General features: G+C 65.3%; 12 protein-coding genes. 6 read left to right on the top strand and 6 right to left on the bottom strand.

Going from position 1 to position 13,323, the window contains the following annotated elements; genetic code table 11:
• Positions 1–151: 151 nt before the first annotated feature.
• Together odhB and DQG17_RS00400 are read right to left on the bottom strand one after the other, a co-directional pair.
• Positions 152–1,648: a 2-oxoglutarate dehydrogenase complex dihydrolipoyllysine-residue succinyltransferase gene (gene odhB / locus DQG17_RS00405; RefSeq protein WP_116130795.1), complete on the bottom strand. Its 1,497-nt coding sequence runs from the start codon at positions 1,646–1,648 to the stop codon at positions 152–154.
• A gap of 4 nt (positions 1,649–1,652) precedes the next feature.
• Positions 1,653–4,604 carry a 2-oxoglutarate dehydrogenase E1 component gene (locus tag DQG17_RS00400; RefSeq protein ID WP_116130794.1) on the bottom strand — a complete coding sequence of 984 codons (2,952 nt, stop codon included), beginning with the start codon at positions 4,602–4,604 and terminating at the stop codon, positions 1,653–1,655.
• Here DQG17_RS00400 and DQG17_RS00395 point away from each other — a divergent pair.
• The gene (locus tag DQG17_RS00395) at positions 4,572–4,895 is read left to right on the top strand and encodes a hypothetical protein (RefSeq protein ID WP_157973465.1); all 324 of its coding nucleotides are present in this window, start codon (positions 4,572–4,574) and stop codon (positions 4,893–4,895) included. The genes DQG17_RS00400 and DQG17_RS00395 overlap by 33 nt on opposite strands.
• Positions 4,896–5,107: 212 nt before the next feature.
• On the opposite strand, the gene sucD is transcribed toward DQG17_RS00395, so the two are convergent.
• The 4 genes from sucD to mdh form a co-directional block, all read right to left on the bottom strand.
• Positions 5,108–5,989 carry a succinate--CoA ligase subunit alpha gene (sucD, locus tag DQG17_RS00390; protein WP_116130792.1) on the bottom strand — a complete coding sequence of 294 codons (882 nt, stop codon included), beginning with the start codon at positions 5,987–5,989 and terminating at the stop codon, positions 5,108–5,110.
• 5 nt (positions 5,990–5,994) lie between these two features.
• Positions 5,995–7,188, bottom strand: coding sequence for an ADP-forming succinate--CoA ligase subunit beta (sucC, locus tag DQG17_RS00385; RefSeq protein ID WP_116130791.1), 1,194 nt, complete (start codon positions 7,186–7,188; stop codon positions 5,995–5,997).
• A gap of 261 nt (positions 7,189–7,449) precedes the next feature.
• Positions 7,450–8,307 (bottom strand): putative nucleotide-diphospho-sugar transferase, encoded by an 858-nt coding sequence (locus DQG17_RS00380; RefSeq protein ID WP_116130790.1) that lies wholly within the window; start codon positions 8,305–8,307, stop codon positions 7,450–7,452.
• A gap of 1 nt (position 8,308) precedes the next feature.
• Positions 8,309–9,271, bottom strand: a complete 963-nt coding sequence (gene mdh / locus DQG17_RS00375) for a malate dehydrogenase (RefSeq protein WP_116130789.1) — start codon at positions 9,269–9,271, stop codon at positions 8,309–8,311.
• A 473-nt stretch (positions 9,272–9,744) separates the two neighbouring features.
• Here mdh and DQG17_RS00370 point away from each other — a divergent pair, with 473 nt between their 5' ends.
• From DQG17_RS00370 to DQG17_RS00350, 5 genes are read left to right on the top strand one after another with little or no spacing between them, the layout of a single operon-like run.
• Positions 9,745–10,617, top strand: a complete 873-nt coding sequence (locus DQG17_RS00370) for a CoA ester lyase (RefSeq protein ID WP_116130788.1) — start codon at positions 9,745–9,747, stop codon at positions 10,615–10,617.
• A gap of 19 nt (positions 10,618–10,636) precedes the next feature.
• Positions 10,637–11,191 carry an NnrU family protein gene (locus DQG17_RS00365; protein ID WP_116130787.1) on the top strand — a complete coding sequence of 185 codons (555 nt, stop codon included), beginning with the start codon at positions 10,637–10,639 and terminating at the stop codon, positions 11,189–11,191.
• A gap of 4 nt (positions 11,192–11,195) precedes the next feature.
• Positions 11,196–11,399: a DUF1737 domain-containing protein gene (locus DQG17_RS00360; protein WP_116130786.1), complete on the top strand. Its 204-nt coding sequence runs from the start codon at positions 11,196–11,198 to the stop codon at positions 11,397–11,399.
• Positions 11,400–11,401: 2 nt separating this feature from the next.
• Complete coding sequence (locus tag DQG17_RS00355) at positions 11,402–12,433, top strand: MaoC family dehydratase (RefSeq protein ID WP_116130785.1); 1,032 nt, start codon at positions 11,402–11,404, stop codon at positions 12,431–12,433.
• 20 nt (positions 12,434–12,453) lie between these two features.
• The gene (locus tag DQG17_RS00350) at positions 12,454–13,302 is read left to right on the top strand and encodes a hypothetical protein (RefSeq protein WP_116130784.1); all 849 of its coding nucleotides are present in this window, start codon (positions 12,454–12,456) and stop codon (positions 13,300–13,302) included.
• Positions 13,303–13,323 lie beyond the last annotated feature (21 nt).

Here is a 13,323-nt window from a genome sequence, read left to right as displayed (position 1 = left end):
CTTCCTTCCGTTCGTTCGGGACCGCGCTCTGGCGGGCGGGGCGCGGGGGGCTGTCTGCCCCCCGGCGCGGGCAGGCCCGCGCTCCCCCCGAGGATATTTTCGAACAGAAGAAGCATCCTTCTGTCCGTATGTGCGGCAGACCGGGGTCCGGTCAGAGATCCATCAGCAGACGGCGCGGATCCTCGAGCGCTTCCTTGACCTTGACGAGGAAGGTCACGGCGCCCTTGCCGTCGACGACGCGGTGATCGTAGCTGAGCGCCAGATACATCATCGGCCGGGCGACGATCTGGCCGTTCACCACCATCGGGCGCTGCTGGATCTTGTGCATGCCGAGGATGCCCGACTGCGGCGGGTTCAGGATCGGCGAGGACATCAACGAGCCATAGACGCCGCCGTTCGAGATCGTGAAGGTGCCACCCTGCATCTCGGCCATGGAAAGCTTGCCATCGCGGGCGCGCTTGCCCTTTTCGGCAATCGCGGCCTCGATCTCGGCAAAGCTCATCCGGTCGGCGTCGCGGATGACCGGCACCACCAGCCCCTGCGGCGTGCCGGCGGCGATGCCCATATGCACGAAGTTCTTGTAGACGATCTCGTCGCCGTCGATCTCGGCGTTGACCTCGGGCACTTCCTTCAGCGCGGCCACGCAGGCCTTGGTGAAGAAGGACATGAAGCCGAGCCGGACGCCGTGACGTTTCTCGAATTCGTCCTTGTACTGCGAGCGCATTGCCATTGCCTCGGTCATGTCCACCTCGTTGTAGGTGGTCAGGATCGCGGCGGTGTTCTGGGCATCCTTCAGCCGGCGCGCGATGGTCTGGCGCAGGCGGGTCATCTTGATCCGCTCCTCGCGGGCGGCATCCTCGGCCGGAACCGGGGGGCGCGGTGCGGCCGGTGCGGCAGGCTTGGCGGCGGGTTGGGTCAGCGCCTTGAGCACGTCTTCCTTCATCACCCGGCCGTCGCGGCCGCTGCCTGTGACCTGATCGGAGCTGATCCCCTTTTCGGCCATCAGCTTGCGCGCCGAGGGAGCGTCGGCGACATCCTTGCCGGAGGCGGGCGCCGCCGGTGCCGCATCGGGGGCCGCAGCAGGGGCGGGGGCCGGCGCGGCAGCGCCCTTGCCCGAGGCGATCACGCCAAGCTTGCCGGCGGCTTCGACCGTGGAACCCTCGGGCGCCAGAATCTCGGTCAGCACGCCCGCGGCTGGCGACGGCACCTCGACCGAGACCTTGTCGGTCTCGAGCTCGCAGAGCATCTCGTCCTGGGCAACGGTGTCCCCGACCTTCTTGAACCAGGTCGAAACGCTGGCCTCGCTGACGCTTTCGCCAAGCGTCGGCACCATGACATCGACGCTGGCACCGCCGGCAGGCGCGGCTGCGGGGGCGTCCTTCGCTTCGGCGGGGGCGGTTCCCGCCCCTTCGCCCTCGGTCAGGGTGGCGAGCAGCGCGTCGACGCCGACCGTTTCGCCTTCGGCTGCGACGATCTCGCCGAGAACGCCTGCCGCCGGTGCCGGCACTTCGACCGTCACCTTGTCGGTCTCGAGCTCGCACAGCATCTCGTCGATCGCCACGGCATCGCCGGGCTTCTTGAACCAGGTTGCGACCGTCGCTTCGGTAACGCTTTCACCCAAGGTGGGTACGCGGACTTCTATGCTCATTGTCTTACTTTCCTTCGATGGTCAGCGCGTCGTCGATCAGCGCGGCTTGCTGGGCCTTGTGCTGGCTGGCCAGACCCGTCGCGGGCGAGGCCGAGGAGGGACGCCCGACGAAACGCGGGCGTTTGTAGGTCGCATCGATCCGGGTCAGCACCCATTCGATGTTGGGCTCGAGGAAGGTCCAGGCGCCCTGGTTCTTGGGCTCTTCCTGGCACCAGACCATTTCGGCCCCCTTGAAGCGTTCCAGTTCCTTGACGAGCGAGATCGCCGGGAACGGATAGAACTGTTCGATACGCAGCAGGTAGACATCGTCGATGCCGCGCGCGCCGCGTTCTTCCAGCAGGTCGTAATAGACCTTGCCCGAGCACATCACGACCCGCTTGATCTGATCGTCGGGGGCAAGCTGCTGATCGGCGATGCCAAGCTGGGCGTCGTCCCACAGCACCCGGTGGAAGCTCGATCCCTCGACGAAGTCGTCCTTGCTCGAGACGCAGAGCTTGTGACGCAGCAGCGACTTTGGCGTCATCAGCACCAGCGGCTTGCGGAAACTGCGGTGCAGCTGCCGGCGCAGGATGTGGAAATAGTTCGCAGGCGTCGAGCAGTTGGCGACGATCCAGTTGTCCTGACCGCAAAGCTGCAGCCAGCGTTCGAGGCGCGCCGAGGAGTGTTCGGGCCCCTGCCCCTCGAAACCGTGCGGCAGCAGCATGACCAGACCCGACATCCGCAGCCACTTGCTTTCGCCCGAGCTGATGAACTGGTCGAACATGATCTGGGCGCCGTTGGCGAAATCGCCGAACTGGGCCTCCCAGAGGGTCAGGGCGTTCGGTTCGGCCAACGAATAGCCGTATTCGAACCCGAGCACGGCGTATTCCGACAGCATCGAATCGATGACCTCGTAATGCGCCTGACCCTCGCGGATATTGTTGAGCGGATAGTAGCGCTCCTCGGTCTCCTGGTTGATGATGCCGGAATGGCGCTGGCTGAAGGTGCCGCGGGTCGAATCCTGCCCGGCGAGACGCACCGGATAGCCCTCGGTCAACAGCGAGCCGAAGGCCAGCGCCTCGGCGGTCGCCCAGTCGAAGCCCTCGCCGGTTTCGAACATCTGCTGCTTGGTCTCCAGCAGCCGCCCGACCGTCTTGTGGATCGCGAAGCCCTCGGGCACCCGGCTCAGCCCGGCGCCGACCTGGTTGAAGGTCTCTTCCGAAATCGCGGTCTGGCCGCGCTGGTACTGTTCGCCCTCGCGGTTGAGGTGCGACCAGCGGCCATCGAGCCAATCGGCCTTGTTCGGCTTGAATTCCTTGCCGATCTCGAACTCGTCGTTCAGCTTGGCCTGGAAGGCGGCCTTCATGTCCTCGATCTCGCCTTCCGGGATCAGGCCGTCCTGGACCAGCCGCTCGGTATAGATCGCGAGCGTGGTCTTATGTTTCTTGATCCGGTTGTACATGATCGGGTTGGTGAACATGGGCTCGTCGCCCTCGTTATGCCCGAACCGGCGATAGCAGAAGATGTCGATCACGACGTCCTTGTGGAACTTCTGGCGGAATTCGGTCGCCACCTTGGCGGCATGCACCACGGCCTCGGGGTCATCGCCGTTGACGTGGAAGATCGGCGCCTCGACCACCAGCGCGTTGTCGGTCGGATAGGGCGACGAGCGCGAGAAGTGCGGTGCGGTGGTAAAGCCGATCTGGTTGTTCACCACGATATGGATCGTGCCGCCGGTGCGGTGCCCCTTCAGCCCCGAAAGACCGAAGCATTCAGCGACCACGCCCTGGCCTGCGAACGCCGCGTCGCCGTGCAGCAGGATCGGGATCACCGTCGTCCGGCTCTGGTCCTTGTTCTGGTCCTGCTTGGCGCGCGCCTTGCCCAGCACGACCGGGTTCACCGCCTCAAGGTGCGAGGGGTTGGCGGTCAGGCTCAGGTGCACCGAATTGCCGTCGAAATCCCGGTCGGCCGAGGCGCCGAGGTGGTATTTCACGTCGCCCGAGCCCTCGACCTCGTCCGGCTTGAAGCTGCCGCCCTGGAACTCGTTGAAGATGGCGCGATAGGGCTTCATCAGCACGTTGGCCAGCACGCTGAGGCGGCCGCGGTGCGGCATGCCGATCACCACTTCCTTGGCGCCAAGCGCCCCGCCCCGCTTGACGATCTGTTCCATCGCCGGGATCAGCGCCTCGCCGCCGTCAAGGCCGAAGCGCTTGGTCCCCATGTATTTCACATGCAGGAACTTCTCGATGCCCTCGGCCTCGACCAGCTTGTTCAGGATCGCCCGCCGGCCCTCGCGGGTGAACTGGATTTCCTTGCCGAAACCCTCGATCCGCTCCTTCAGCCAGGCGGCTTCCTCGGGGTTCGAGATGTGCATGTACTGCAGCGCGAAGGTGCCGCAATAGGTCCGCTTCACGATGTCGAGGATCTGCCGCATCGAGGCCATTTGCAGCCCCAGCACGTTGTCGATGAAGATCGGCCGGTCCATGTCGGCATCGGCAAAGCCATAGGAGGCCGGGTCGAGCTCGGGGTGGGGTTGCTCTTCGCGCATCCCCAGCGGGTCGAGGTCGGCCACCAGATGGCCGCGGATCCGATAGGCGCGGATGATCATCAGCGCACGCACCGAATCGAGCACCGCACGCTTGATCTGCTCTTCGCTGATCGGGGCACCGGACTCGGCCGCCTTGGCGCGGATCTTGGTCTCGGCGCCTCTCGCCTCCATGACCGGCCATTCGCCGGTCAGCGCGGCGGTCAGGTCGTCGGCGACGAAGTTGCTCGGCCGGGTCCAGCTGGGCCCCTTGGCCTCGGCCTTCACGTCGGGTTCGGCATCGCCGAGCTGGCGGAAGAAGTCGGCCCAGTCAGGCTCGACCGACGCCGGATCCTCGGCATAGCGTGCGTATAGCTGTTCGATATATTCCGCGTTTTGCCCCTGCAGGAAGCTGGAGGCGTGGAATATGTCGTTCTTACTGTGCTCGGTCATCTGGGCACCATCGGGGTTATGGCGGCGCGCCTCGGGTTTGTGCACGCGGCGATTGTGACGTTCGCGGCGGGTTCAGGGCCGTATTCGATCTCACCCGGGCTGGAAGGCCGTTCAGGCCGGGTGAACGTGTGTATCGATTCGCCCGCCGGCAAGGTCGGAGCGGGCGAAAACCCCACATCCCGAACCACCGCCGAACCGCAGGCACGCTGCCGGCAAGATGCCGCCAGCGTCACGGGCGCCACCGCGGACGCCGACGGCGCCGCGAGGCCTTCTCCCGCGGCGCCGACATAAACTGTGCCGGCCATCTGGCCGTGATCCGGCCCAAGGGCCGGACCGCCACGCCGTACCGCCCGCCGGGCGGCTGGCAGAACCGGCCTGCACCGGCCGGCCCGTGATGTCCGGCACCCGTGCAGCGGCGCCCTCAGCCGCCCCGCACGGATGCCCTTCACCTTGATCCTGCCCATCCTCCGGTCCTCCCCTACCGAACGACTGCGGCGAGACCGTCAGCCGATGGCGGCCAGAACCGCCTCGCCCAGACCCGCCGGGCTTTCGGCCACGACGATGCCCGCAGACTTCATGGCCTCGATCTTGTCCTCGGCGCCGCCCTTGCCGCCAGCGACGATGGCGCCCGCGTGGCCCATCCGGCGACCCGGAGGCGCCGTGCGACCGGCAATGAACCCGGCGCAGGGCTTGGACCGACCCTTCTTGGCCTCGTCCTTCAGGAACTGCGCGGCTTCTTCTTCGGCCGAGCCACCGATCTCGCCGATCATGATGATCGACTGGGTCTCGGGATCGGCAAGGAACATTTCCAGCACGTCGATATGCTCGGTGCCCTTGATCGGGTCGCCCCCGATGCCGACAGCCGAGGACTGGCCAAGGCCGCTGTCCGAGGTTTGCTTGACGGCCTCATAGGTCAGCGTGCCCGAGCGCGACACGACGCCGACCGAGCCACGCTTGTGGATATGGCCGGGCATGATGCCGATCTTGCAGGCGCCGGGCGTGATGACACCGGGGCAGTTCGGGCCGATCAGACGGGTCTTGCTGTCCACCAGCGCCCGCTTGACCTTCATCATGTCCAGAACCGGGATGCCTTCGGTGATGCAGACGACCAGCTCCATCTCGGCGTCGATCGCCTCGAGGATCGAGTCGGCGGCAAACGGGGGCGGCACATAGATCACCGAGGCATTGGCCCCGGTCACCGCACGCGCCTCGTGCACCGAGTTGAAGACCGGCAGCCCGAGGTGGGTCATGCCGCCCTTGCCCGGGGTCACGCCGCCGACCATCTTGGTGCCATAGGCGATCGCCTGTTCGGAATGGAAGGTGCCTTGCGAGCCGGTGAAGCCCTGGCAGATCACCTTGGTGTTTTCGTCAACGAGAACGGCCATTCTACTTATCCTTTCACCGCAGCGACGATCTTCTCGGCGCCGTCTTTCAGATCGTCCGCCGCGATGACGGCGAGGCCGGAGGTGTTGATGATCTCCTTGCCCTTCTCGACGTTGGTGCCTTCCAGACGCACCACCAGCGGCACCTTCAGGCCGACTTCCTTGACCGCGGCGATCACGCCCTCGGCAATGACGTCGCAGCGCATGATGCCGCCGAAGATGTTGACGAGGATACCCTTCACCTGCGGGTCGCTGGTGATGATCTTGAAGGCCTCGGTCACCTTCTCCTTGGTCGCGCCGCCGCCGACGTCGAGGAAGTTCGCCGGGTTCGAGCCATAGAGCTTGATGATGTCCATGGTCGCCATGGCAAGGCCGGCGCCGTTGACCATGCAGCCGATGTCGCCGTCGAGCGCGATATAGTTCAGGTCGAACTTCGAGGCTTCCAGCTCCTTCGGGTCTTCCTCGGACTCGTCGCGAAGCGACGCGATATCGGGGTGGCGATAGGTGGCGTTGCCGTCAAAGCCGAACTTGGCGTCGAGGATCTTCAGGTCGCCGCCTTCGGCCACGATCAGCGGGTTGATCTCGAGCATCTCCATGTCCTTGTCGACAAAGAGCTTGTAGAGGATGCCCATGAGCTTGACGCACTGCTTCACCTGGCCGCCTTCAAGGCCCAGCATGAAGGCGATGCGACGGCCGTGGAACGGCTGATAGCCGGTGGCCGGATCGACCGAGAAGCTCAGGATCTTCTCGGGGGTGTTGGCCGCGACTTCCTCGATGTCCATGCCGCCCTCGGTCGAGCAGACGAACGAAATCCGCGAGGACTGGCGATCGACCAGCAGCGCAAGGTAAAGCTCGCGCTCGATGCCGGAGCCGGCCTCGATATAGATCCGGTTGACCTGCTTGCCGGCGGGACCGGTCTGATGGGTCACCAGCGTCCGGCCGAGCATCTTCTTGGCTTCGGTTTCCGCTTCCTCGACCGACTTGGCAAGGCGCACGCCGCCCTTCTCGCCGGCATCGGCTTCCTTGAACTTCCCCTTGCCACGGCCGCCGGCATGGATCTGGGCCTTGACCACCCACAGCGGGCCGTCGAGTTCGCCCGCCGCGGTCTTGGCCTCTTCCGCCTTCAGGACAACCCGGCCGTCACTGACCGGGGCGCCGTAGTCGCGAAGCAGAGCCTTCGCCTGGTACTCATGGATGTTCATGAAACTGTCCCGTCTAGCTACAATTTTCGTTTGATTGCATGACAGCCACGTCAATCAAAAGCATTTTTCGACGCAGCAGCGGTGTTTTCGCCTTTTTTTCAGTTTTTGTGATCACACAAATTTCGCCTGTGATCACAACCGGCGTCGCAGGCAACCCCCTCAGCCTGAAAGGCGATTCGCCGACCCTCAATCCGGACCCGCGGGCAGAGAATCATGGTAGCGCAAACGCCGCACCGCCAGCGCGACGCCGGGTCGCGGCACTCAGCCGAAGGACTGCCAGATCCATTTCAGCGACTTGCGCCAGGCCCGCTGCAGCGCCCCCGTCACGCCGCGGTCGACCAGCGGCCGGAACCGCCGGTCGGGCGCTCCGCCGAGCGTCCGGTCATTCTTCAACATGCGCTGGATGTTCCACCACAGCACCGGCCCCATGGCCTGATCGGCGCGTGTCAGCGGCCGCTCGCGCCCCTTGGCATGGGCGTGCAGCCGGGTCAGGTGCAGGATCCGCGGCGCGGTATCCTTGCGGGACTGAACCTCGGTCATGCGGACCTGCATCAGGTTGTATTCGGGCGGCAGGATGGCAAGCCTCAGGTCGCTGTCGAACAGCAGCTCGCGCATCGGCGCCTGATCGACCTTCAGATCGGGGTCGTCCAGCATCGCCTGCTGCAGATCCTCGACCAGTCGCGTCACCGCCGGCGATTTCCGGATCCCGATCAGACCGCCGTTCATCTGGGGAAAGGCATTCGGCAGCGGCCGCTTCCAGATCGTCTGGGCATGAACGCTGTTGCGGTGCTGGTTGTGGACCACGGCGATGTCGAACCGCTCCAGCACCTCGAAGATGTCGCCGGGGTCGGCAACCACGATCATGTCGGCATCGAGGTAGATCGTGCGCGAGAAGCGCGACCGCAGCAACGCTTCGAACTTGGGCCGGAACCAGCTGCGCTCCAGCATGTGAATCTGCTCGAACAGCCCGTCGGCCTTGGGGTCGAGGTCGGTGAAAAGGTCTATCCGGGCATCCGGACAGACCGCTTTCAAGGACCGGGCGGCGTTGACGGCGAGGGGCACATACGCCTCGCCGCTGACGCCAAAGACGAAGCCGCAGCTGTCGTCCAGATCGGTCACGTCAGGCCAGGCTGGGGTCGATGGCCTTGCAGGCGTCAACGAGGCCCTTCACGGCCGCGACCGACTTGTCGAACATGACCTGCTCGTCCTTCGACAGCTTGATGTCGACGACCTTCTCGACGCCGCCGGCGCCAATGATGGTCGGGACGCCGACATACATGCCGCTCAGACCGATTTCACCGTCGCACCAGGCGGCGCAGGGCAGCAGGCGCTTCTGGTCCTTCAGATAGGCTTCGGCCATCTCGATCGCGGAGGTGGCCGGGGCATAGAAGGCCGAGCCGGTCTTCAGCAGGCCAACGATCTCGGCGCCACCGTCACGGGTGCGCTGCACGATTGCGTCCAGCTTCTCCTGGGTGGTCCAGCCCATCTCGATCAGGTCGGGCAGCGGGATGCCGCCAACGGTCGAATAGCGGACCGACGGCACCATGGTGTCGCCATGGCCGCCCAGCACGAAGGCAGTGACGTCCTTCATCGAAACGCCGAACTCGACGCTCAGGAAATGGCGGAAGCGCGCCGAATCGAGCACGCCGGCCATGCCGCAGACCTTTTTCGCGGGCAGGCCCGAGAACTGCTGCAGTGCCCAGACCATGGCGTCGAGCGGGTTGGTGATGCAGATCACGAAGGCGTCCGGGGCATGTTCCTTGATGCCTTCGCCGACCGACTTCATGACCTTCAGGTTGATGCCCAGCAGGTCGTCGCGGCTCATGCCCGGCTTGCGCGGCACGCCGGCGGTGACGATGCAGACATCGGCCCCGGCAATATCGGCATAGCTCGAGGTGCCTTTCAGCGTCGCGTCGAACCCTTCGGAGGGGCCGGACTCTGCGATGTCGAGCGCCTTGCCTTCCGGAATGCCCTCGGCGATGTCGAACAGCACGACGTCGCCGAGTTCCTTCATGGCTGCGAGATGGGCGAGCGTGCCACCGATTTGCCCGGCACCGATGAGGGCAATCTTGGGTCTGGCCATTTCGTTGTATCCCTGCGTTGGTTAATCGTTCGGCGCTGTGCGTAGCCATTTGGACAGCGGCATGCAACTGTGTGCCAGCGCGGCACAAGGATGCACTCCTGCGGGCAGGCGGCCTGCCAGAGGCCCGTTTCGGAACGCATCACCGCGATATCCGGTCCTGCAAGGGCGTTCCCGGCCATTTCGGCCGTGGTCATTGCCGGGACCGCGAAGGCAAGACCCGGCCCGCGCGCCGCCTTTGGCAGGGCGCCAATTCAGGCTCGGGCGACGGCGCCCGCGGCCGTGCGCGGGCCGTCGCCAATGCGAATCGACCCGGTTGCGCAGTTCTCCCCCAACCGCGGACGGATCGGACGCCCGCTGGCGCCGCCGGCCACCCGCGCAGCATTCTTGCGCATTTCCGCACCGCGGCATTTCATAACTTGCGATCCAGTCGCCAGCATGGTCTCTCGACCTTGCGACACGACAGGAGGAGAATCATGGACCTTTCCGCCCGCCCTTACCGTTCGGTGCTCTATATTCCCGGCTCGAAGGAACGCGCGCTCGAGAAGGCCAAGGGCCTCGCCGTGGACGCAATCATCTTCGATCTCGAAGATGCGGTGGCTGTCGATGAAAAGGCCAATGCCCGGACCTTGCTGTGCAACACGCTGGCGGGCGGCGGCTATGGCGGCCGGGCCCAGATCGTGCGGCTGAACGGCACCGACACCGAATGGTTCGACGACGACCTTGCCGCGGTGATGGAGATCGGCCCGCAGGCGATCCTGCTGCCAAAGGTCGAAACCGTCGGCCAGGTCTCGCGGATTGCCGAGCGGCTCGATGCCCACCCGGCCTGCGGCAAGACCCGGATCTGGGCGATGATGGAGACCCCGCGCGGGATCCTGCATTCGGCCACGATTGCCACCGCAGCGCGGATGGGCGGTTTCGTGATGGGCACCAATGACCTTGCCAAAGACCTGAACTGCCGCTTTCGCCCGGACCGGCTGCCGTTGCAGACGTCGCTGCAGACCTGCCTGCTGTCCGCCCGCGCCCAGGGGCTGATCTGTGTCGACGGGGTTTATAATGCCTTCAAGGATGTCGAGGGTCTGCGCGCCGAATGCGAGCAGGGCCGCGACCTCGGGATGGACGGCAAGACGCTGATCCACCCCGATCAGGTTCTGGTGGCAAACGAGGTCTTCGCGCCCACCGAGGCCGAGATTACCCTCGCCCGCCGCCAGATCGCCGCCTTCGAAGAGGCCGCATCAAAGGGGCTCGGCGTTGCCGTTGTCGACGGCAAGATCGTCGAGAACCTTCATATAGTGACCGCCCGGGCGACCTTGGCCAAAGCCGAGGCAATCGCATCGCTCGGCGCCTGAGCCATTAGAAAGGCCTCGAATGTACTGGATTCTGCTTGTCTTGGGCGTCGCCCTTTGGTGGGGCCTGCATCTGCTGAAACGCCTCGCCCCGGATCTGCGGGCGCAACTGGGCGACAAGGCCGGTCCGGCTGCCATCGCCATCGGATTGTTCGCCGCGATTGTGCTGATGATCGTGGGCTTTCGCGGCACGCCGGTGGTGCAGGTCTGGACCCCGCCCGTGTTCTTCACGCACATCAACAACTTGATGATGCTGATCGCGATCTTCATGTTCAGCCCGGCGCCGAAACGCGGCCGGCTGCTCAGCGGCATGCGTCACCCGATGCTCTGGGGTTTCAGCCTCTGGGCCGCGGCGCACCTGCTGGTCAACGGCGATCTCGCCTCGATCCTGATGTTCGGCGGGTTGCTGGGCTGGGCGCAGGTCGCCCGAGTGCTGGTCAACCGGGCCGAGCCCGTCTGGACCCCGCGCACGCCCGGGTCCTGGTCCAAGGATGGGATCTTTCTTCTGGCCAGCGCAGTTCTGCTGGTCCTGATCGGCCTGATCCATTCCTGGCTCGGCTATTACCCCTTCGGATGAGACAATGAAGATTTACCGTTTCCTGACCGATGACGACACATCCGCCTTTTGCCACAAGGTCACCGCGGCGCTGAACAACGGCTGGCACCTGCATGGCAATCCGACCTATGCCTTTGATGCCGCAAAGGGCGTGATGCGCTGCGGTCAGGCCGTGGTGAAAGACGTCAACGGCGTCTACGACCCGGGTCTGAAGCTGGGAGAGCTCTGAGCATGGCAAAGACCAATCCCGGCCGATTCTTCGAGGACTACCGTCTCGGCGAGACGATTGCCCATGCCGTGCCGCGCACATTGTCGGGGGGCGAGCGGGCGCTGTATCACGCGCTCTATCCCGCGCGCCACGCGCTCGCGTCCTCGGACGAATTCGCCCGGAACTGCGGCCTTCCCGCCGCGCCCTTCGACGATCTGATCACCTTTCACACCGTCTTCGGCAAGACCGTGCCCGACATCTCGCTCAACGCCGTGGCAAACCTTGGCTATGCCGAGGGCCGGTTCCTGAAACCGGTCTATCCGGGCGACACGCTGCGTTCGGAAAGCGAGGTGATCGGGCTCAAGCAGAACTCGAACGGCAAGTCGGGCGTGGTCTATGTCCGCACCACCGGCCGCGACCAGCATGGCCTGCCGGTGCTGGAATACGTCCGCTGGGTCATGGTGCGAAAAGCCAACCTCGACGCGCCCGCGCCCGAGGCGGTGCTGCCCGCGCTGTCAAAGGTCGTCGCCCCGGCCGATCTGGTGCTGCCCGAGGGACTCGATTTCTCCGACTACGACTTCACCCTGGCGGGCGAGCCGCACCGCTGGGGCGACTATGAGATCGGCGAACAGATCGACCACGTCGACGGCGTGACGATTGAAGAGGCCGAACACATGCTGGCCACCCGGCTGTGGCAGAACACCGCCAAGGTGCATTTCGACGCCACCTTCCGCGAAGATGGCAAGCGTCTGATCTATGGCGGCCATGTGATCTCGATGGCCCGTGCACTGTCCTTCAACGGGCTTGCGAATGCGCAACTGATCGTTGGGCTGAACGGCGGGGCGCATGCCAACCCCTGCTTTGCCGGCGACACCGTCAGGGCCTGGTCCGAGGTGCTCGACAAGGCCGAAACCGCGGCCCCCGGCGTCGGCGCGATCCGCCTGCGGCTGGTCGCCACCCGAGGCGGCGCGCCGTTCGTGCTGAAAGGCGAGGATGGCAAATACCTGCCCGAGGTCTTGCTCGACCTCGATTACTGGGCGTTGATGCCGATGTAGACCGAAGGGAGGCGCAGGCCATGAACCGACCCCTGATCACGGCCCTTGCGGCCAGCCTGATCGCGACGCTTTCATGCCTGCCCGCCCGGGCGCAGCAGACCCCCGAGGATCTGGTGGGCTGGATCTATCTTTCGCTGCAGCAGCCCGGGCCGCCGGGCGCCAAGGGACTGGCCTGGCTGTCAGCGCCGGCGCAACGGAACCAGTTCTTCTCGCGCCGCATGGTCGATTTCTTCGATGCCAACGACAGCCATGGCGACGACCTGGCCGAGGCCTGTGTCGACTTCGCCTTCGACATCCCGGGCAACGATTTCGACGAACGGGAAATCGCGCGCACACTATCGGTGACATCGGGCGGCGACGCCGCGCACCAGCGGGTGATCGCGCGGTTCACCAACTTCGGCACCCCCGCCAGCATTACCTATGACTTCGTTCCCGAAGACGGGGTCTGGCGGATCGACGACATCACGGGCCCGGGATGGCAGGTGTCGCGGATCCCCTGCACTGCAGCGCGCGCTGCGCCCGCACCCTCGGCCAATGGCTATTGTTTCCGGACCGAGAACGACACACTGCGGCTTGAGGTGGGGGAAGATGGAATCGGCCTGTTCGAGTTCGACAGCTGGCAGGGGGGCGGGCATTCCTGTTCCGGCGGCGGCGTCGCCCGTCCGGTCGAAGGCGGCTGGCTCTATCAAGAGGATTTCTACGGCCAGACCTGCCGTCTCGGCATCGAGCCAACCCCGGACGGCGGCATACGGCTGAGCGATGTCGGCTGGGGCTGCAAGGCGGCGCTTTGCGGCGCCCGGGCAGCAATCGACGGGCTGACCTATCCCCGCGCCAGCCAGATCGACTGCAGCCAGATGCCGCCGGAGTGAGCCGCCACGCGCAGCGCCGGC

The sequence above is a fragment of the Tropicimonas sp. IMCC34043 genome (assembly GCF_003390845.1).
Classification (GTDB): domain Bacteria; phylum Pseudomonadota; class Alphaproteobacteria; order Rhodobacterales; family Rhodobacteraceae; genus Tropicimonas.
The sequence above is the reverse complement of the archived record's forward strand: the minus strand, read 5'-3'. Positions and strand labels throughout refer to the sequence as shown.

What these genes read in the sequence shown, in the direction of transcription:
- odhB (WP_116130795.1), bottom strand. Translation starts at nt 1,648, where the DNA reads ATGAGCATAGAAGTCCGCGTACCCACCTTGGGTGAAAGCGTTACCGAA.
- DQG17_RS00400 (WP_116130794.1), bottom strand. Translation starts at nt 4,604, where the DNA reads ATGACCGAGCACAGTAAGAACGACATATTCCACGCCTCCAGCTTCCTG.
- sucD (WP_116130792.1), bottom strand. Translation starts at nt 5,989, where the DNA reads ATGGCCGTTCTCGTTGACGAAAACACCAAGGTGATCTGCCAGGGCTTC.
- sucC (WP_116130791.1), bottom strand. Translation starts at nt 7,188, where the DNA reads ATGAACATCCATGAGTACCAGGCGAAGGCTCTGCTTCGCGACTACGGC.
- mdh (WP_116130789.1), bottom strand. Translation starts at nt 9,271, where the DNA reads ATGGCCAGACCCAAGATTGCCCTCATCGGTGCCGGGCAAATCGGTGGC.
- DQG17_RS00370 (WP_116130788.1), top strand. Translation starts at nt 9,745, where the DNA reads ATGGACCTTTCCGCCCGCCCTTACCGTTCGGTGCTCTATATTCCCGGC.
- DQG17_RS00365 (WP_116130787.1), top strand. Translation starts at nt 10,637, where the DNA reads ATGTACTGGATTCTGCTTGTCTTGGGCGTCGCCCTTTGGTGGGGCCTG.
- DQG17_RS00360 (WP_116130786.1), top strand. Translation starts at nt 11,196, where the DNA reads ATGAAGATTTACCGTTTCCTGACCGATGACGACACATCCGCCTTTTGC.
- DQG17_RS00355 (WP_116130785.1), top strand. Translation starts at nt 11,402, where the DNA reads ATGGCAAAGACCAATCCCGGCCGATTCTTCGAGGACTACCGTCTCGGC.
- DQG17_RS00350 (WP_116130784.1), top strand. Translation starts at nt 12,454, where the DNA reads ATGAACCGACCCCTGATCACGGCCCTTGCGGCCAGCCTGATCGCGACG.